Source organism: Serratia sp. LACPHL-BACT-2024-00286 (assembly GCF_043109535.1).
Lineage (GTDB): Bacteria > Pseudomonadota > Gammaproteobacteria > Enterobacterales > Enterobacteriaceae > Serratia > Serratia sarumanii.
Genome location: NZ_JBICNA010000001.1, coordinates 298964 through 319670 on the forward strand (window position 1 = coordinate 298964; position 20707 = coordinate 319670).

At 59.7% G+C, this 20707-nt stretch carries 15 protein-coding genes; all 15 read left to right on the forward strand.

Annotation, left to right across the window (positions count from 1 at the left end; translation table 11 throughout):
• The first annotated feature begins 93 nt into the window (after positions 1-93).
• Entirely contained in the window at positions 94-1056 is a 963-nt protein-coding gene (locus ACF8MC_RS01460) for an NAD-dependent epimerase/dehydratase family protein (RefSeq protein ID WP_392423137.1), read from the forward strand.
• Positions 1057-1230: 174 nt separating this feature from the next.
• Positions 1231-2280 carry a UDP-N-acetylglucosamine--undecaprenyl-phosphate N-acetylglucosaminephosphotransferase gene (gene wecA, locus ACF8MC_RS01465; protein WP_049212714.1) on the forward strand — a complete coding sequence of 350 codons (1050 nt, stop codon included), beginning with the start codon at positions 1231-1233 and terminating at the stop codon, positions 2278-2280.
• 45 nt (positions 2281-2325) lie between these two features.
• The gene (locus ACF8MC_RS01470; RefSeq protein ID WP_033647730.1) at positions 2326-3459 is read left to right on the forward strand and encodes a polysaccharide export protein; all 1134 of its coding nucleotides are present in this window, start codon (positions 2326-2328) and stop codon (positions 3457-3459) included.
• 27 nt (positions 3460-3486) lie between these two features.
• The gene (locus ACF8MC_RS01475) at positions 3487-5667 is read left to right on the forward strand and encodes a polysaccharide biosynthesis tyrosine autokinase (protein WP_033647729.1); all 2181 of its coding nucleotides are present in this window, start codon (positions 3487-3489) and stop codon (positions 5665-5667) included.
• A 4-nt stretch (positions 5668-5671) separates the two neighbouring features.
• Positions 5672-6970 carry a flippase gene (locus ACF8MC_RS01480; protein WP_033634932.1) on the forward strand — a complete coding sequence of 433 codons (1299 nt, stop codon included), beginning with the start codon at positions 5672-5674 and terminating at the stop codon, positions 6968-6970.
• Entirely contained in the window at positions 6951-7799 is an 849-nt protein-coding gene (locus ACF8MC_RS01485; protein ID WP_048321684.1) for an ATP-grasp fold amidoligase family protein, read from the forward strand. The genes ACF8MC_RS01480 and ACF8MC_RS01485 overlap by 20 nt, the downstream gene beginning before the upstream one ends.
• A gap of 6 nt (positions 7800-7805) precedes the next feature.
• A complete protein-coding gene (locus tag ACF8MC_RS01490) occupies positions 7806-8960 on the forward strand; it encodes a hypothetical protein (protein ID WP_033647724.1) in 1155 nt (384 codons plus the stop codon).
• 3 nt (positions 8961-8963) lie between these two features.
• A complete protein-coding gene (locus ACF8MC_RS01495) occupies positions 8964-9869 on the forward strand; it encodes a glycosyltransferase family A protein (protein ID WP_033647723.1) in 906 nt (301 codons plus the stop codon).
• Between the two features lies 1 nt (position 9870).
• Positions 9871-10926, forward strand: a complete 1056-nt coding sequence (locus ACF8MC_RS01500; protein WP_049234807.1) for a glycosyltransferase family 4 protein — start codon at positions 9871-9873, stop codon at positions 10924-10926.
• 7 nt (positions 10927-10933) lie between these two features.
• On the forward strand, positions 10934-11677 hold the full coding sequence (locus tag ACF8MC_RS01505) for a glycosyltransferase family 2 protein (RefSeq protein WP_033634927.1): 744 nt from the start codon (positions 10934-10936) through the stop codon (positions 11675-11677).
• Between the two features lie 11 nt (positions 11678-11688).
• The gene (locus ACF8MC_RS01510; protein ID WP_164104912.1) at positions 11689-13548 is read left to right on the forward strand and encodes a carbohydrate-binding protein CenC; all 1860 of its coding nucleotides are present in this window, start codon (positions 11689-11691) and stop codon (positions 13546-13548) included.
• Between the two features lie 292 nt (positions 13549-13840).
• Entirely contained in the window at positions 13841-17602 is a 3762-nt protein-coding gene (locus ACF8MC_RS01515; RefSeq protein WP_164104832.1) for a nitrate reductase subunit alpha, read from the forward strand.
• Entirely contained in the window at positions 17599-19143 is a 1545-nt protein-coding gene (gene narH / locus ACF8MC_RS01520; protein ID WP_033634924.1) for a nitrate reductase subunit beta, read from the forward strand. Before ACF8MC_RS01515 ends, narH begins: the two co-directional genes overlap by 4 nt.
• Entirely contained in the window at positions 19140-19862 is a 723-nt protein-coding gene (gene narJ / locus ACF8MC_RS01525; RefSeq protein ID WP_060438561.1) for a nitrate reductase molybdenum cofactor assembly chaperone, read from the forward strand. Before narH ends, narJ begins: the two co-directional genes overlap by 4 nt.
• A gap of 2 nt (positions 19863-19864) precedes the next feature.
• Positions 19865-20542, forward strand: coding sequence for a respiratory nitrate reductase subunit gamma (gene narI, locus ACF8MC_RS01530; protein ID WP_025303199.1), 678 nt, complete (start codon positions 19865-19867; stop codon positions 20540-20542).
• The last annotated feature ends 165 nt before the right edge of the window (positions 20543-20707 follow it).

Genomic DNA, 20707 nt, shown 5'->3' on the forward strand with positions numbered 1-20707 from the left:
TTTGTCCAGTCTGGAACTCATTACCTAACGCATATTAGCGTCCTGTTTCCATCGAGGTGACAGGAATAATGAGAACCTGCTGAGTGACAAATTATGGATAAGCGTAAAGTAGCTATTATCGGGGGTTCCGGTTTTATCGGAACACGCCTGGCAAAACGTCTCAGTGCGCGCGATGATCTGACGTTGGTCATCGTTGACAAGCAACCCAGCGCACATTTTCCGGCGCTCTATCAGTATGGCGACGTGACACAGCCCCAGACCCTGCAAGAACCGCTGGCGGGCTGTGACGCCATCATTAATCTGGCGGCGGAGCATCAGGACAACGTCGATCCTATTTCGCTCTATTATCAGGTCAATGTCGAAGGCGCACGCCATGTCTGCATGACCGCCTCCGCCTTGAATATCCGCCAAATCATTTTCACTTCCTCGGTGGCCGTTTACGGGTTCGTCGAGCAGGAAACCGATGAAGGGGGACGTTTCGATCCCTTCAACCATTACGGCAAGTCCAAGCTCGAAGCGGAATACGTTTATGAAGCGTGGCGCAAGGCGGATAGCGCAAACAAATTGACCATCATCCGCCCGACGGTGGTATTCGGTGAAGGCAACCGGGGCAATGTGTATAACCTGTTTCGCCAGATCGCCAGCGGCCGATTCGTGATGATTGGCAGCGGCAATAATATGAAGTCGATGGCTTACGTTGAAAATATTGCCGCGCGGCTGGAACATGCGTTGGACCAGCAGTCAAGTTATCAGGTCAGCAACTACGTCGATAAACCGGATTTTACGATGAATCAATTGGTCGACGTTATTTCCTCCTCGCTGGGCAGAGAAAATAAGACGATTCGCATTCCTTATGTGGTGGGCATATGCGGGGCGACCGCATTGGATGTCGTGAGTAAAATAAGTCGTAAAAAAATCCCAATCAGCCGCGTCAGAGTGCAGAAATTCTGCGCCAGAACGCAATTTAAAAGTAATGTGAAAAATAATTTCGTGGCGCCGGTTGAACTTGATTCGGCAATCGAAAGAACCATTAAACATGAGTTTTCTGATAGATAACTTAACCGCACGCTGACGTTATTTACTTATTTCCGCCGACAAGCGGATAAATCTGTATTTTTCAGGATTAACTCATGCTGACTTATATCCTGGCCGGATCAATTTTGTTTTTGTTAATAGCGCATTGGGAGCTGTAACTCAAGGGCGGTAGCGTGCTTATTCGCTGGAGGAACGATGTTATATCAACTGAGCGTGATATTTGTGCTGGCGGTCGCCTGGGTGCTTATTGCCCGCCGGGCCGCCTTGACGGTGGGATTGGTGGATAAGCCCAATGCGCGCAAGCAACATCTGGGACATATTCCGCTGGTCGGCGGCATCGCCATATACCTGACGCTGATGCTGATGACGCTGTGGCAACCCGCCTGGCTGCCCGACAGCACCGTCTATCTGCTGTGCATTACGGCGCTGGTGGTGTTGGGCGTGCTGGATGACCGCTTTGATCTGCCCGTGGCGCCGCGCGTCATGGTGCAGGGAGGGATCGCGCTGGCGATGATGCTGGCGGCAGGGATGCAGCTTTCCTCGCTGGGCTATGTCTGGGGCCATCAGGAAGTGATGCTCGGCTATGGCGCGTTGCTGCTTACGCCGCTGGCGGTATGGGGAGCGATCAACGCCTACAACATGGTGGATGGCATCGATGGGCAACTGGGCGCCTTGTCCTGCGTTACCTTCGTTGCATTGGCCATTGTGTTCGGATTGGGCGGCCGGGAAGATCTGGCGCTGTGGTGCCTGGGCCTGATCGCCGCGCTGGCGGCTTATCTGCTGTTCAACCTGAGCCTGTTCGGCGCGCGCAACAAGATCTTTATGGGGGACGCCGGCAGCATGGTGATCGGTTTCAGCGTGCTGTGGCTGGTGTTGCTGGCGACTCAGGGGCCGCAGGCGGTAATGCGTCCGGTCACCGCGCTGTGGCTGATCGCCATTCCGCTGATGGACATGGTGACCGTGATGGTGCGCCGCCTGTTGCGCCGCCAAAGCCCCTTCAAAGCGGGCCGCGATCATTTGCACCACATTCTGATGCGTCGCGGGCTCAATGCGCGCCAGGCGCTGGCGATGAGCACCATGCTGGCGGTGACGCTGGCCTGCGTCGGCATTTGCAGCGAAGTGCTGCAGCTGCAGGAAAGCCTGATGCTGGTGGCGTTTCTGTTTTGTTTCTGCGGTTATTTCGCCATGTTGCGCGAACCGCGTCAGGCGACGGTGTTCAGCGATAATCCGACCGTCGGCCGTTAATCCCCTCACGGGCTGCGGCAGCAGCCCGCTTATCACGGTACTTCCATGAATTTTCATTTGCCTCTTTTGATGCCGTTGGCCTTCACCTCCGCGTTGTTGAGCGGGTGTACGGTGGTCCCCGGCTCACATTTACCGACCAGCGGAAAAGCCATCGTCGTGCAGCAGGATGACGATTTCGATTTGAATGACCAGGTGCAGGTTTACCGCATGTCGCCGATGCTGCTGCAGAAAATGCGGCGCGTAGAACCGGTCGCCCGGCCGAATCCGGCGCTGGATCAGCGGTTGCAGAACTATCAATACCGCATCGGCGTCGGCGACGTGTTGAACGTCACCGTCTGGGATCACCCCGAGTTGACCACGCCGGCCGGGCAGTACCGCAGCGCCAGCGATACCGGCAACTGGGTGCATGCAGATGGCACGATCTTTTATCCCTATATCGGGCGAGTGGCGGTGGTGGGCAAGACCGTCACCGAAGTGCGCAGCCTGATCGCCGGCCGTCTGGCGCAGTACGTGGAAAGCCCGCAGGTGGACGTCAGCATCGCCGCTTTTCGTTCGCAGAAGGCCTACGTGACCGGCGAAGTGAAAACCTCCGGCCAACAGGCGATCACCAACGTGCCGTTGACCATTCTGGACGCGATCAACGCCGCCGGCGGCCTGACGGACAACGCCGACTGGCGCAACGTGGTGCTGACCCATCAGGGCAAAGAGCGGGCTATTTCGCTGCAGGCGCTGATGCAGCGTGGCGACATCAGCCAGAACGCGCTGCTGCAGCCGGGCGACATCCTCTACATCCCGCGCAATGACGAATTGAAAGTGTTCGTGATGGGCGAGGTGGGCAAGCAAGCGACGCTGAAGATGGATCGCAGCGGCATGACCCTGACCGAAGCCCTCGGATCTTCCGAAGGGATCAGCCAGACGGTGGCGGATGCGACCGGGGTGTTCGTGATCCGGCCGAGCGGCGGTAAAACGCCGCAGCGGCTGGCGACGCTGTATCAGTTCGATCTCTCCGACGCCAGCGCGCTGGCGATGGGCGCTGAATTTCAGCTGCAACCTTACGACGTCGTGTACGTCACTGCGGCGCCGATCGCGCGCTGGAACCGTTTGATCAGCCAGCTGGTGCCGACCATCAGCAGCTTTAACGATCTCAGCGAGGCTACCTTGCGCGTGCGCAACTGGTAACTCCGCAGGGTGAATAAGGAACAGAAGATGAAAAACAATGCGCTGTCCGTGATGGTGGCCGAACAAGATGAAAAGCTGGAGTGGGAGCGGCTGATCGGGCCGCTGTGGGATAACCGTTGGCGGATCGCCGTCGTGACCGGTTTGGCCGGCGTGCTGGGCGTCGCCTACGCCCTGTTGGCCACCCCGGTGTATCAGGCCACGGCGGTGGTGCAGGTGGAGAAGCAGCTGTCCGGCGATTCGCTGCTGCGTGAAACGCTGGACAGCACGATGGGGCAAAGCTCGGCGACGCAGGATGAGGTGACGCTGGCCAAGTCACGCTACGTGCTCGGCAAAACGGTGGACGCCCTCGGCCTGACGGTGCGCGTCAGCCCGGACTATTTCCCGGTGTTCGGCAAAGGCCTTGCCCGGTTGAGCGGTGAAAAGCCGCCGGTGCTGAACATCACCACGCTGACGACGCCGGCGGACATGCAGGGCGAAGCGCTGACGCTGACGGTGCGCGACGGGCAGCATTACGAATTGAGCCATGACGGCGACAAACTGTTCAGCGGCGTGGTCGGGCAGCCGGTGGCGCAGGGCGGTTGGAACATGACCGTCTCGGCGCTGGACGCGGCGCCGGGCGCCAGCTTTACCGTGGTCAAAGTCGCGCGTCAAGAAGCGGTGGACGATCTGCGCAAATACCTGGACGTGGTACCGGGCGGCAAGGACAGCGGCATCATGGCCTTTACGCTGCCGAGCGAAGATCCGCAGAGCGCCGAGGCGATGCTGAAGAACATCACCGACAACTACCTGCAACAGAACGTGGACCGCAAAACGGAAGAGGCGCAGCGCATGCTGGCGTTCCTGCAAGAGCAATTGCCGCAAACGCAAACCTCGCTGAACAATGCCGAAACCCAGCTCAATCAGTTCCGCCAGCAAAACGACTCGGTGGATCTGTCGCTGGAAGCCAAATCGGTGCTGGATACTCAGGTGCAGCTCGAAGCCCAGCTCAATGAGCTGACCTTCAAGGAAGCGGAGATCTCCAAGCTCTATACCCGCGCGCACCCGGCTTACCGGGCGCTGCTGGAAAAGCGCGCCACGCTGGAGGCGGAAAAGGCGCGGCTGGGTAAACAGGTGCAGACGCTGCCGAAAATGCAGCAGGAGATCCTGCGCCTCACCCGCGACGTGCAGGTGGATCAGCAGGTTTACATGCAGCTGATGAACAAGCAGCAGGAGCTGAGCATCAGCAAGGCCGGCACGGTGGGCAACGTTCGCATCATCGACGAAGCGGAAACCGCTATCCGGCCGATTAAGCCGCAAAAGATGCTGATCGTCTTGTTGGCGCTGCTGCTGGGGGCGGGAGGCGCCGCCTCGGTGGTGCTGCTGCGCGCGGCTTTCCATCGCGGCATCAATGATATCGATACCCTGGAGAAGCGGGGCATCAACGTCTACGCCACCGTGCCGCTGTCGCCGTGGCAGGTCAAGCGCAACCGCGAGCAGCGCCATTTGCTGCCCAAATCCGGCGGCCGGCGCTTGCCGATCCTGGCGGTGGCCGAACCGACGGATCTGTCGGTGGAAGCGATCCGCAGCCTGCGCACCAGCCTGCATTTCGCCATGATGGAGGCCAAAAACAACATTCTGATGGTCTCCGGCGCCAGCCCGGAAAGCGGCAAGAGCTTTACCAGCACCAACCTGGCGGTGGTGGTGGCGCAGGCCGGGCAGCGGGTGCTGTTGATCGACGCCGATATGCGCAAAGGCTTCCTGCACCGCTGGTTGGCGGATGATGGGCATCAGGGCCTGTCCGACATGCTGGTGGGCAACGTGACGGCGGAACAGGCGGTGCGGAAAACCGCCATCGCCAACCTGGACTTCGTGCCGCGCGGCCAGGTGCCGCCGAACCCGTCCGAACTGCTGATGCACCGCCGTTTCGCCGATTTTCTGCGCTGGGCCGGGCAAAACTACGATCTGGTGCTGATCGACACGCCGCCGATTCTGGCGGTGACGGACGCGGCGATCGTCGGCAATCACGCGGGCACCTCGCTGCTGGTGGTGCGCTTTGAGGTGAATACCGTCAAGCAGATCGAAACCAGCATGCGCCGCTTCGAACAGAATGGGGTGACGATCAAGGGCGTGATCCTCAACGGCATGGTGAAGAAGGCGGCAACCGACATGAGCTATTACAACTTCGCCTACCCAAGCCATCGGGAAGAACGCCCGCAGGCAGGGGAGTAAGCGGGTGAAGGCCATTATCACCAATGCCCTGTGGCTGATGCTCGAACGCGTTTCGCTCAGCCTGTCCGGCATCTTCGTCTCCATTTACGTTGCGCGCTATCTGGGGCCCGCGCAGTTTGGCGCGCTCAACTATCTGTTGGCGACGATCGCCATCGTGGTGCCACTGGTGCAGTTGGGCGCCGACAGCATCATTTTCAACCGCGTCGCCCGCCGACAGCCGAGCGGCATTCGCCTGATGCTGGCGTCAATACGCCTGCGCCGCCGGCTGTTCCTGGTGGTGGCGCTGCCGATACTGATATGGAGCTATTTCAGCCAAACGCCCGCCAGCCAACTGATGACGCTGTTGCTGCTTGTCAGCGCCTATTTCTCGATTCAGGACGTGTACAAGATTTATTACGATGCCCGCCTGCAGTCGAAACGCAATACGCTGATCAACAACCTGGCGCTGCTGCTGTCGATCGGGCTGCGGCTGGCGCTGGTGAGCGCCGCGCTGCCGCTGGTGTGGTTCGCGGTACCCTACATCCTCAGCAGCGCCGTGCCTTACCTGGTGCGCCTCTGGTTATTCCGTGGGGAAGCTGCGGCCTCGCCGCGGGTTACGCCGCGCCAGGCCAGGCGCTACGGCCGTTACTTGCTAAAGGTGGGGCTGCCGTTGGCCATCTCCAGCCTGTCGATAGTGATCTATACCCGCATCGATCAAATCATGCTGGGCAATCTGGTCGGCGAACAGGCGGTAGGCTGGTTCAGCGCCGCCACCACCCTCAGCCAAGGCTGGGTTTTCGTGCCGATGGCGCTGATCACCTCGTTGATGCCGGGCATTGCCAGCTGCCGCGATCCGTTGGAGCAGGAGTACCGTATCCGGGTGCTTTATCTGGTGGTCCTGGGCCTGTCGTTGCCGGTGTTGCTGGGCCTGTGGTGGTTCGCCCACCCGGCCATTGCGCTGCTGTACGGCGCCGCTTTCCAACCGGCCGCCAACATCCTGGCTATTTGTACGCTGACCTCGCTGTTTTCGGTCATGGGGACGGTTTCGTACCGCAGCATCGTGCTGTTCGCCGGCTATCGCTTTATCGCCATCAAGATGCCGTTGGTGGCTGTGGCGAACGTGGTGATGAATCTGCTGCTGATCCCGCGCTATGGCCTGATCGGCGCGGCGGTGTCTACGCTGCTGGCGGAATTCATTTCGTTCTTTGTGCTGAACAGTTTATTCCGTGGCGGAAAAATTACCCGACTGCAGCTGACCTGTTTTTACTGCCTGCCGCGTCTTGTCAGCAAATTAAGGAGAGAGCATGTTAAACATCCTGGTTAAAAACATTTCCAAGCGCCTGCCCGATGCCTGGCACCATCAGGTTAAATACGCGCTCTATTTCAAGAAGCTGCCGCACCTGTCAAAACCGACCGGCTTCAGCGAAAAGATCATGCGCCGCAAAATTTACCCGCGCAGCATCTACACCACCTTGTCGGACAAGTTCAAGGTACGTGAATTTATCGCCGGTCTGTGGGGCGAGGAGTACCTGGTGGAGCTGTATGCGCATGGCACTGAACTCAGCTACGAGATGTTCAGGCAATTGCCCAACGCCTTTGTGCTGAAGGCCAACCACGGCAGCGGTTATAACCGGTTGGTGTTCGACAAGCGGCAGGTTAGCTACGCGGAGTTGTACGATCTCAGCAACGCGTGGATGCGCAGCAACTTTTATGAGCAGAGTCGCGAAAAGCATTATCTGGATATCGAACCCTGCATCATGGTGGAGCGCATGTTGCTGGATGGCGAACAGGTGCCGAACGATATCAAGTTTCATTGTTTCAACGACAATCATGAAATTCGCATGTTCATCCAGGTGGATTATCAGCGCTTCGGCACCCATCGGCGCGATATTTTTGATGTCGACTGGAACCGCACCGAAATCCGCATCAGCTTGCCCAATGCCGACGAACCGATGCCGCGCCCTACGCGGCTGGATGAAATGATACGTTTGGCTCGCCAGACGGCGCAGCAGTTCTCTTATGTGCGCGTGGATTTCTACCAGGTCGGCGAGAAGGTGTATTTCGGTGAGTTGACGTTTACGCCTGGCGCGGGGCTAAGCAAGCTGATGCCGAAAAACATTGAGCAGGAATGGGGCAGTTATTTTACTGAGTAAACGCTTATGCAAAGAGTCGCCTCCAATTTTCAAATGCATGCCAATGCCGGTTATAATCAGTCGCGGGATTTGATCAATCAATCCATCGTATTGACCTTCCTGCTGATGTTTTTCGTGAAAACCTTCCTGACCTCGGGATCGTTCAACAGCGAGCTGATTAATAAAGCCGTGCTGGGGCTGAATGGCCTGATGTTGCTCTATGTCGGCTATGCATTTTTTATCGCTACGCTGGCGGAAAAGGCGGTTGCGGGTTTTTTGGTTCTGCTGTTTCTTATGAATATTGCCACCGGGCATGGTGATTATCTGTTTGGTGCGGTATTCAGCACGGCGGTGATAATTTTATTTCGTCGTATCGAAATGGGGCGTGGCGCTGAAATGTTTGCCATCACCTTTGTGGTGGCAGGGTTGCTGGTGGTTATTCCCTATACCTTTTACACTGATGGGTTTGTTTACCTTGATGAACGTTATGGCAACAGATTAACGCTGGGGTTCGATAACCCGAATACCCTGGCGTATTATTCTTTTGCCTTGTTCGCCACACTGCTGTGCCTGATCGACCATGCGAAATTAACGCGTGGAATGAAAAATATCGCTTCGTTGGCGGTATCGGCGTTAATTCTCCCGGTGCTGATGTATTCCTATTCTCGCACCTGTTTTATGCTGGCGTTGTTGATGCTGCTGCTGTTTTGGCTGGCGCCGCTGCTGCGTGTCGCCCCCAACAGAAAAGTCTGCATCGCACTGACGTTGGTCATTGTCGGCTTTCAATTCGCCAGCGTTATACGCTGGGGGAACAATCCGGCATTGGACGTGCTCTTGAACCAGGCGCTGACCGGCCGGATCTGGTTCTCCTGGCAGATGTTTCAGGCGGTGGGGCTACCCAATCCGCTGTTCGGCATGAATATAGAGCCGTATAAGCCAGTCGATTTCTTCTTCATCGCCATGTTTTATTCGGCCGGTGGCATCGCCTCTGTCGTCATGCTTTTTTGTTATTTTCACTTGTTGGGCAATATGCGCAGGCTGAGTCGATTCATGCGCTGGGTGGTGGTGGTTTTCCTGTTAACAACCTTGACGGAAACCTATTTTTTGGTCCCGGTATTTAACGTGTCGTTATTGTTGCTGTGCCGTGGAAAAGAAATAATAAATTCTAAGCTGGAGGGTTAAGAAATGGATTTCTCTATCGTGATCCCTATTTATAATAGTTCGCGCTACCTGCCTAAAACGCTGAAGCGAATTTTCAACGCTTGCCAAGGGTTCGACTATCAGGTGATTTTGGTTGATGATTGCTCTGACGAGGATGACATCAAATCTATCCGCCAGATAGCGGCGACCAATAGCAATGTGATGCTGCATGAGAAAAAACAGAAGAGCAATGCGGCGGTATCGCGCAACTTAGGCACCAAGTTAGCGCAATCGGAGATCGTGTTTTTCCTCGACTCCGATGATTACTTCACAACCAACTATATTATTCGCCGCATGAAGAAGCATGAAGATCGCCAGATTGATATTATCTTCGGCAACTATGCGGAGGTGAGCGGCGATTCGGTACGCGACTTCAACTTCCACTACAAATCCGGTTCTTCCGGCGAAGATTTTCTTTTTCTGGAAATGGGCGATATTCGGTCATCCACCATCAGCATGCGTAAAAAAAGCGATCGCCGCTTTTTATTTCCCGAGTTTCTCAACAAGCATCAGGATTGGGGTTTTCTGGTCAACGCCACCAATTTGGGCGCGCAAGTGGCGCATGACGCCGGCGGCGGGGTGTTTCTCGACGTGGGGCGCTACGGGCGCATGACGGCGAAGCTTAATCTGGAGGCCAGCGACCGCTTTATCAATACCTTCCTCAGCCCCAGCGATCGCCATATCAGCGGATTCGCCTGTAAGCATCTGCTGGCCTCGCTGTATTCGGAAAACGCCCAGGCGTTCAATTATTACTCGTCGCGCATCGTGCGGCACAGCCTGAGCGGCAAGTTCAAGATGATCAAATGGTATGGCGATTGTCTGGCGCGGTTGGGGTTGTTCTCGGTTGGCGGCCGGCTGCTGCGCAACGTGCGCCAGGGATTCAGGAGATGACATGCAACCACGCAAGATAATCATCGTTATCGAAAATATGGCGGGCAAGGGCGGTACTGAACGGGTCGCCAGCGGTTTGGCCAATGCGCTGGCGCGTTTGCCGGGTTACGAGGTCGCGGTGTTTTCGCTGTTTGGCGAGCGGAGCTTCTTTCCGCTGGCGAGCGACGTCCGGTTGCGCTGCGGCGGTGGCGATTCACTGTTCTGGCCGTGGCGGCTGGCGTTCGCGCTGCGGCGTGAACGCGCGGACGTGATCATTACCGTTTCCATGGGGAAACTGTCGGTGGTGATGACGCCTTTCCTGCGTTTGTTCTGTGCCCGCAGCCGGCTGCTGTTGAGTGAGCACGTCAGCTTTCACCAGTATCCGCGCGTATTTAAGTGGCTGAAGTTGCTGGTTTACCGGCTGAGCGATCGCGTGATTTTCCTGACGCGGCAAGATAGCGACGCTATCGCTCGCTGGGTGGGGGCCGGGAAATGTCGGGTGATCGAGAACGTTTCGCCGTTCCGCGCACAGGCGCCGGCGCCGGCGCTGCAGCAAAAGGTGGCGCTGGCGGTGGGGCGCTTGAGCAATCAGAAGGGCTTCGATCGTCTGATCGCGCTGTGGCGAGGGGTGGCGGCGCAGGTGCCGGATTGGCGGCTGCTGATTATTGGCGACGGCCCGGAGCGCGATGCGCTGCGGCGGCAGATTGAAGACGCCGGGCTGGCGCGGCAGGTGAGTCTGCTGCCGGCCACCGCCGACGTGGCGGACTATTATCGCCAGGCCAGCCTGTATTTGATGACCTCTCGCTATGAGGGATTGCCGATGGTGCTGATCGAAGCCATGAGTTTCGGCCTGCCGCTGGTGGCCTACGACTGCAAGACCGGCCCGGCCGAGTTGATAGACGACGGCGTCAACGGCTATCTGGTGCCCGATGACGACGCCGCCGCCTTCAGCGAAGGGGTGATCAAACTGATGCTCGATCCGGGTTTGCGCGAGCACTTTTCTGTCGCCGCGTTAGAGAAGTCTCGCCGTTTTTCTCCCGAACGTATTTATCCCCAGTGGCAACAGCTCACCGAGTGAGGACAAAATGGAAAAGATATCCGTAATCATGCCGGCCTACAATGCCGCGAACTCTATCAAAGAGTCGATTCTAGGCGTGCTGAACCAGCGATTTACCGATTATCACCTGTATGTGATCGATGATGCGTCCACCGACGATACTGCCGAGGTGGTGCGGCCGTTTATCCACGATCGCCTCACCTATATACGCAATGAGCATAATCAGGGCGTGGCGGAAACGCGCAACATCGGCATTGAGGCGGCGAACGGCGACTATATCGCCTTCTGCGACAGCGATGACGTATGGCTCCCCAACAAGCTGTCGCGCCAGGCGAGCATTTTGCAAACCCGCCGCTACGACGTGGTGTGTTCCCATTACTACACCTTCGAAGACGACCTGAAATTGATCAAAAACACCCGTGGCGCGGAAGAGCTTATCGGCTATCAGGACATGTTGAAAAGCAACTGGATCGGCAATCTCACCGGCATCTACAACCAAAAGCGCATCGGCAAGGTGTATCAGCAAAAAGTGGGTCATGAGGACTATTTGATGTGGCTGGCGGTGCTGCAGAAGGCGCGTAACGGCCTGGCCTACTGCATTCCCGAACCGCTGGCCTGTTACCGATTGTCTACCCATTCGCTGTCGGGCAACAAAATCCGCGCCGCTGACTGGCAATGGCGGATTTACCGTCAGCATTTGGGGCTGTCTTATCAGAAATCCTGTTATCTGTTCGCCACCTATCTGTTCAATGCCGTGGTGAAAAGGAAATGACCATGAGGGGGATGTATCAGAGGGTGGTTCTGGGCTGTTGCGCCTTGTGGGGCGCTTCGGCTCTGGCGCAGAGCTGCCAACCCAATCTGTTGGCCAACCCCGGCTTTGAGCAGGGTCTCGGCGGCTGGCGAGCGCAGGGCGCGCAGGCCGACGGCGATACGCACAGCGGCAATGGCAGTTTGCGCTATGACAATGCAGATGCCGCGCAGTACCGCACCTTCAACCAGGCGCTGCAGGTTGCGCCCGGACAGACGATCGATTTTGGCGTCTGGCTCAAGACCCGCGGCGTACGCGGGCAAAGCCGCGACGGCGGCGCCGGGGTTTATCTGCAGAGCTTTGATGCGCAGGGGCGCTTTCTGGAGGGCAGCTATCCGGCTGGGGTGACCGGCGACAGCGGCTGGCGGCAGGTGAACGCCAGCTATACCGTGCCGCCGCAGGCGGCGCGAATCACGTTTGGCGTTTATCTGCGCAAGGGGAGCACCGGTACCGCCTGGTTTGACGACGCCTATGCGTGTGCTCGAGCGCCTACGCCCGCGTTGTATCAGCTCGGCGCGTCGGCGCAGGGGAAGGTCGACACGCTGGTCGTCACTTCGCAGCCGCAGCGTTTGCAAGTCGACAGCGAATTGCTCAATGCCGAGGGGCAGGTTGTTCACCGTAGCCGCGACCGTTATCAGGTTGAAGGGCAGCGCCGTATCGAATACCCACTGCCGGCCGGCCTGGCCCAGGGCGAATACCGCCTGCGTCAGCAGGTCACCGGGCAGCAATCCCGGCCGGCACCGGACAGCGAGCTGTCTTTTCGCGTCGGGCAGCCTGCGGCCAAAGTGGCGATCGACAGCGAAGGCTTTACCCTGCGCGACGGTCAACGGCTTTTCCCGTTGGGCATTTACGCCAACGTGGCGACCGATGAGCATTTGGCGCGCATCGCATCGGCGGGATTCAACACGGTGCTGAATTATGATTATGGGGAGAAGAAAGACCCTTACGCCTTTTTCCGCAACGCACGCCAGCGCGGGCTGCTGGTCATTTACTCCGTCAAAGATCAGTACCGCGGCAGCCGTTTCGCTCCGGCCGTGCGCGGCGGCGATTATGCGGCGATGACGGCCTGGTACGTGCAGCGCTTGCGCTCTCAGCCCAACCTGCTCGCCTGGTACATCAACGATGAGCTGGGGCCGGAATATCTCGATAAGATCGAGGAAAAAAACCTGCAAATAAAGCGACTTGACGGCGATCATCCTACCTTCCAGGTGTTGAACAAAACCGGGGAGTTGGACGCTCACTTCAACAGCAGCGACATTTTGGCGACCGACCCTTACCCGGTGGGGAACGATCGCGATCTGACGCGCACCACGCGTTATACCGAACTGACGGTGCAGGCCGCCCGCCAATCGCGCGGGGCCTGGGTGGTGATGCAAATCATGGATCATGCCGCTTATGACGCCCGCCGCAAGCCACATCCGCCGTCAGAGGCGGAAATCCGCAATCAGGCCTGGCAGGCGCTGATCGGCGGCGCCAAGGGGCTGTTGTTTTATTCCTATACCGATCTGTTTTACAAGCGTAAAACCGGCCGCTTCGACCAACGGGAGTTTGACGCCACCTGGCGCGGTGTGGCCGCCGTGTCGCAGCAAATCGCCGCCTTCACCCCTTATCTGCTGACGGGAAAATCGACGCCGCTGGCGGGAAGCAACTCTCAAATGCCGGCGCGGATGTTTGTTCTGGGCGGTCGCGCCTTGCTGCTGGTAGCCAACCCTTACTATCGAGAGGGAAGCACCCGATTGCGCCTTCCGGCGGGCTGGCGGCAGCAGGAAGGGGGGGCGGAGATCCAGCTGGCGTTGCCCGCCGTGGGCACCGCGACGCTGTGGCTCCAACGCTGAAAGCGTCGAGTTAGCGTTACGCGGGAGGTTTCTCCCGCGTCCTACCCCCAAATACCCCATCTTGCCTCTCGCCCGTCAGCCTCTGTCTTTCAATCCTGATTTATTCATTTAAATTCAACATATTAATCTCGTTTGTCGCACCTATACTTTGGTGGTATTTCTCACCCGGCGCGTGTATCGCCTCCCGCTTTCTCTTGATCGCAATCAATTTGCCGCCGATTGGCCGTCAGTAGGCTGGCGGCAGATTGAGCATGTCTTCTTATAACGACAAGAGCCTTCAGGAGCATTCCGGATGAGCAAATTTTTAGACCGTTTCCGCTATTTCAAGCAGTTGGCGGAGCCTTTTTCTGGCGATCACGGCCAGACCTTGAACACCAACCGCGACTGGGAAGACGGCTACCGCAGCCGTTGGCAGCACGACAAAGTGGTGCGTTCCACCCACGGCGTGAACTGCACCGGTTCCTGCAGTTGGAAGATCTACGTGAAGAATGGCCTGGTGACCTGGGAAACCCAGCAAACCGACTACCCGCGCACCCGCCCCGATCTGCCCAACCATGAACCGCGCGGCTGCCCGCGCGGCGCCAGCTACTCCTGGTACCTGTACAGCGCCAACCGGCTGAAATACCCGCTGATGCGCAAGCGTCTGCTCAAGCTGTGGCGCGAGGCGAAAGCGCAGCACAGCGATCCGGTCGCGGCCTGGGGCTCTATCGTCGGCGATGCGGAAAAAGCCAAAAGCTACAAGGTGGCGCGCGGCCGCGGCGGTTTCGTCCGCTCCAGCTGGCAGGAGGTCAATGAACTGATCGCCGCCGCCAACGTCTATACCGCCAAAACCTTCGGCCCGGACCGTATCATCGGCTTCTCGCCAATCCCGGCGATGTCGATGGTGTCCTACGCCGCCGGCGCCCGCTACCTGTCGCTGATCGGCGGCGCCTGCCTGAGCTTCTACGACTGGTATTGCGATCTGCCGCCGGCCTCGCCGATGACCTGGGGCGAGCAGACCGACGTGCCGGAATCCGCCGACTGGTACAACTCCTCCTACATTATCGCCTGGGGCTCCAACGTGCCGCAGACGCGCACCCCGGACGCCCACTTCTTTACCGAAGTACGTTACAAGGGCACCAAAACCGTGGCGGTGACGCCGGACTATGCCGAAGTCGCCAAGCTGTGCGACCACTGGCTGAATCCGAAGCAGGGCACCGACAGCGCGATGGCGCTGGCGATGGGCCACGTAATGCTGAAAGAGTTCCATCTCGATCGCGAAGTCGGCTACTTCCGCGACTACGTGCGCCGCTATACCGACATGCCGATGCTGGTGCTGCTGGAAGCGCGTGAAGGCGGCCATTACGCCGCCGGCCGCCTGCTGCGCGCCGCCGATTTGGTGGACGGACTGGGCCAGGAAAACAACCCCGAGTGGAAAACCGTCGCTATCGACAGCCGCAGCGGCGATCTGGTGGCGCCGCAGGGCTCCATCGGCTTCCGCTGGGGCGAGAAGGGCAAGTGGAACCTGGAACAGCGCGAGGGCAAGTCGCAACAGGAAGTCGAGCTGCAGCTCAGCCTGTTGGGCATGCATGACGACGTTGCCGAGGTGGGCTTCCCGTACTTCGGCGGCGCCGACAGCGAGCATTTCAACAGCGTGGCGCTGGACGAGATCCTGCTGCACAAACTGCCGGTGAAACGCCTGCAGCTGGCGGACGGCAGCGAAGCGCTGGTGACCAGCGTGTACGACCTGACGCTTGCCAACTACGGCCTCGAGCGCGGGCTGGGCGACGCCAACTGCTCCGCCGACTATGACGAAGTCAAGGCCTACAGCCCGGCCTGGGCCGAACAGATCACCGGCGTGTCGCGCCACAACATCATCCGCATTGCCCGCGAGTTCGCGGAAAACGCCGAAAAGACCCACGGCCGTTCGATGATCATCGTCGGCGCCGGCGTCAACCACTGGTATCACATGGACATGACCTACCGCGGCCTGATCAATATGCTGATCTTCTGCGGTTGCGTCGGCCAGAGCGGCGGCGGCTGGGCGCACTACGTCGGCCAGGAAAAACTGCGGCCGCAAACCGGCTGGCTGCCGCTGGCGTTCGGCCTCGACTGGCAGCGCCCGCCGCGCCACATGAACAGCACCTCGTTCTTCTACAACCATTCCAGCCAATGGCGCTATGAAACCGTTGGCACCGACGAGCTGCTGTCGCCGCTGGCGGACAAATCGCGCTTCGGCGGCAGCCTGATCGACTTCAACGTGCGCGCTGAGCGCATGGGCTGGCTGCCGTCGGCGCCGCAGCTGGGCACCAACCCGCTGCGCCTGGCGGAGCAGGCCCGCGCGGCCGGTCAGTCGCCGGTCGAGTTCACCGTCGACAGCCTGAAAAATGGCTCGCTGGGCTTCGCCGCCGAGCAGCCGGACAATCCGCAGAACTTCCCGCGCAACCTGTTCGTCTGGCGCTCCAACCTGCTGGGCTCCTCCGGCAAGGGCCATGAGTACATGCTCAAATACCTGTTGGGCACCGAAAACGGCATTCAGGGGAAAGATCTCGGCCAGCAGGGCGGCGTGAAGCCGCAGGAAGTGGAATGGCGCGAGCAGGGCGGCGAAGGCAAGCTGGATTTGGTGGTGACGCTCGATTTCCGCATGTCGAGCACCTGCCTGTACTCCGACGTGGTGCTGCCGACCGCCACCTGGTATGAAAAAGACGACATGAACACCTCCGACATGCACCCGTTCATCCATCCGCTGTCGGCGGCGGTCGATCCGGCCTGGGATTCGAAGAGCGACTGGGAGATCTACAAGGGCATCGCCAAGGCCTTCTCCGAGGTGTGCGTTGGCCATCTGGGCCAGGAAACCGACGTGGTGACCCTGCCTATCCAGCACGATTCCGCCGCCGAACTGGCGCAACCTTACGGCGTGCAGGACTGGAAGAAAGGCGAATGCGATCTGATCCCGGGCAAAACCGCGCCGCACATCATCGCGGTGGAGCGCGATTACCCGGCCACCTACGAGCGCTTCACCTCGCTGGGGCCGCTGCTGGACAAATTGGGCAACGGCGGCAAGGGCATCAGCTGGAACACCCAAACCGAGGTCGACTTCCTCAAGCAGCTTAACTACGTCAAGGCCGACGGCCCGGCGGCGGGGCGGCCGAAGATCGAGAGCGCGATAGACGCGGCGGAAGTGATCCTGTCGCTGGCGCCGGAAACCAACGGCCAGGTGGCGGTAAAAGCCTGGGAGGCCCTGAGCAACGTCACCGGCCGCGATCACCGCCATCTGGCGCTGAACAAGGAAGACGAGAAAATTCGCTTCCGCGACATTCAGGCGCAGCCGCGCAAAATCATCTCCAGCCCGACCTGGTCCGGTCTGGAGGACGAACACGTATCCTACAACGCCTGCTACACCAACGTGCACGAGCTGATCCCGTGGCGCACCCTCAGCGGCCGTCAACAGCTGTATCAGGATCACGAGTGGATGCGCGCCTTCGGTGAAAGCCTGCTGGTATATCGGCCGCCGATCGACACCCGCGCCGCGCAGCCGTTGCTCAACAGCAAACCGAACGGCAACAAGGAGAAGGCGCTGAACTTCCTGACGCCGCACCAGAAGTGGGGCATTCACTCCACCTACAGCGACAACCTGTTGATGCTGACGCTGTCGCGCGGCGGCCCGATCGTCTGGCTGAGCGAAGACGACGCCAAAGATCTGGGCATCGAGGACAATGACTGGATCGAGGCCTTCAACGCCAACGGCGCGCTGACGGCGCGCGCGGTGGTCAGCCAGCGTATCCCGGCCGGCATGACCATGATGTACCACGCGCAGGAGCGCATCGTGAACCTGCCGGGCTCGGAGATCACCAGCCAGCGCGGCGGCATCCACAACTCGGTGACCCGCGCCTGTCCGAAGCCGACCCACATGATCGGCGGCTATGCGCAGCTGGCCTACGGCTTCAACTACTACGGCACCGTCGGCTCCAACCGCGACGAGTTCGTGGTGGTGCGCAAGATGAACCGCATTGATTGGTTGGACGACGAAGGCAACGACTACGCGCAGGGCAGTCAGCAGGAGAACAGCAAATGAAAATTCGTTCGCAAGTCGGCATGGTGCTGAATCTGGACAAGTGCATCGGTTGCCACACCTGTTCGGTCACCTGCAAGAACGTCTGGACCAGCCGTGAAGGTATGGAATACGCCTGGTTCAATAACGTGGAAAGCAAGCCCGGCGTCGGGTATCCGCACGCCTGGGAAGATCAGGAAAAATGGAAGGGCGGCTGGATCCGTAAAATCAACGGCAAGCTGGAGCCGCGCATGGGCAACCGCGTCGGCGTGCTGGCGAAAATCTTCGCCAACCCGGACGTGCCGGCGCTGGACGACTACTACGAGCCGTTCGATTACGACTACCAGCATCTGCACACCGCCAAACAGGGCAAGCACCAGCCGGTGGCCCGCCCGCGCTCGCTGATCACCGGCCAGCGCATGAACAAGATCGAAAGCGGCCCGAACTGGGAGGAGATCCTCGGCGGGGAATTCGAAAAACGCTCGCAGGACAAGAATTTCGACAACCTGCAGAAGGCGATGTACGGCCAGTTCGAAAACACCTTCATGATGTACCTGCCGCGCCTGTGCGAGCACTGCCTCAACCCGGCCTGCGTCGCCACCTGCCCGAGCGGGGCGATCTACAAGCGCGGCGAAGACGGTATTGTGCTGATCGACCAGGACAAGTGCCGCGGCTGGCGCATGTGCCTGACCGGCTGTCCGTACAAGAAAATCTACTTCAACTGGAAGAGCGGCAAGTCCGAGAAGTGCATCTTCTGCTACCCGCGCATCGAAGCTGGGCAGCCGACGGTGTGTTCGGAGACCTGCGTGGGCCGCATTCGCTACCTCGGCGTGCTGCTGTACGACGCCGACCGCATCGAGCAGGCGGCGGCGGTGGAGAACGACAAGGATCTGTATCAGAGCCAGCTCGACATCTTCCTCGATCCGCATGACCCGAAGGTGATTGCTCAGGCGCTGGCGGACGGCGTGCCGCAGGGGGTCATTGAAGCTGCCCAGCAGTCGCCGGTGTACAAAATGGCGATGGACTGGAAGCTGGCGCTGCCGCTGCACCCGGAATACCGCACGCTGCCGATGGTCTGGTACGTGCCGCCGTTGTCGCCGATTCAGTCCGCCGCCGACGCCGGCGAGCTGGCGCACAGCGGCGTGCTGCCGGACGTCGAGAGCCTGCGCATTCCGGTGCAGTATCTGGCGAACCTGCTGACCGCCGGCGATACCGAACCGGTGCTGCTGGCGCTGAAGCGCATGCTGGCGATGCGCCACTACAAGCGGGCGGAAACCGTCGACGGCGTGGTGGACACCAGCGCGCTGGAGCAGGTCGGGTTGAGCGAAGCGCAGGCGCAGGAGATGTATCGCTACCTGGCGATCGCCAACTATGAAGATCGCTTCGTGGTGCCGTCGAGCCACCGCGAGCTGGCGCGCGAAGCCTTCCCGGAAAGCAAAGGCTGCGGTTTCAGCTTCGGCGACGGCTGCCACGGCAGCGATGGCAAGTTCAACCTGTTCAACAGCCGCCGCATCGACGCCATCGACGTGACCGCGAAAACCGCGCGGCCGGAGGACGCCTCATGATCAGCCTGAAAGTGATCGCCCGCCTGCTGGATTACCCGGAACAGGTCCTGTTTGACCATCAGCAGGCGCTGATTGAGGCGCTGGAGCCGGCCAGCGAGCTGGATCTGCACCACAGCGCGCAGCTGATTCTGTTTATCCGCCGCCTGTGCGCCCGCCCGCTGCTGGACGCGCAGGCCGACTATTGCGAGCTGTTCGATCGCGGCCGCGCCACCTCGCTGCTGCTGTTTGAGCACGTGCACGGTGAGTCGCGCGATCGCGGCCAGGCGATGGTCGATCTGATGGCGCAGTACCGCGCCGCCGGGCTGGAGATCGACAGCCGCGAGCTACCGGATTTCCTGCCGCTGTATCTGGAGTATCTGGCCAGCCGCAGCGCGGCGCAGGCGCGGGAAGGGCTGCAGGACATCGCGCCGATCCTGGCGCTGCTGGGTGCGCGCCTGCAACAGCGAGAAAGCCCGTATGCGGTGCTGTTCGATCTGCTGCTATTGCTGTCCGGCAGCGAGGTGCAGGCTCAGGCGCTGGAAACCCAGGTGGCGCAAGAGGCGCGTGACGATACGCCGCAGGCGCTGGATGCGGTGTGGGAAGAGGAGCAGGTCAAGTTTCTCGGCGAACAGGGCTGCGCCTCCGCCCAGCAGACGGCGCACCAGCGGCGCTTCGCCGGCGCGGTGGCGCCACAGTATCTGGACCTGACGGATGCGTTAACCGGAACCAAAGGACGCTAATCATGCAATTTTTGAATCAGTTCTTCTTCGATATTTACCCTTATCTGGCCGGCGCGGTATTCCTGATTGGCAGCTGGTTGCGTTACGACTACGGGCAGTACAGCTGGCGCGCCGGCTCCAGCCAGATGCTGGATAAAAAGGGCATGCGGCTGGCGTCCAACCTGTTTCACATCGGCATTATCGGCATCTTCGCGGGCCATTTCCTCGGCATGCTGACGCCGCACTGGATGTATGAGGCCTTCCTGCCGATCGACGTGAAGCAGAAGCTGGCGATGATCGCCGGCGGCGCCTGCGGCCTGATGACGCTAATCGGCGGTGCGCTGTTGCTGAAGCGCCGGTTGACCAATCCGCGGGTGCGCGCCACCAGCAGCTTCGCCGACATCATGATCCTGACGTTGCTGGTGGTGCAGGTGTGCCTCGGCCTGCTGACCATTCCGTTCTCCGCCCAGCATATGGACGGCAGCGAAATGATGAAGCTGGTGGCCTGGGCGCAGGCGGTGGTGACGTTCCACGCCGGTGCCTCCGCGCACCTGGAAGGGGTGGCGATTATCTTCAAGCTGCACATGGTGCTGGGCATGACGCTGTTCGTGCTGTTCCCGTTCTGCCGCCTGGTGCATATCTGGAGTGCGCCGGTAGAGTATCTGACCCGCCGTTACCAGCTGGTGCGCAACCGCCGCTGAGCCTGACCCCGCCGCCGCCGCCGATCGCCAGCGGCGGCGCTATTCCGATAATTCCCCTGCCGTCTGCCCATTCTCGCCGCCTTGTCGTAAACTAACTATCTCAGTCATGTTACGCTTATGCTTGCGCCGACGGAGGTCGGCCCGTGGTAGCCGATAACAAGAGAT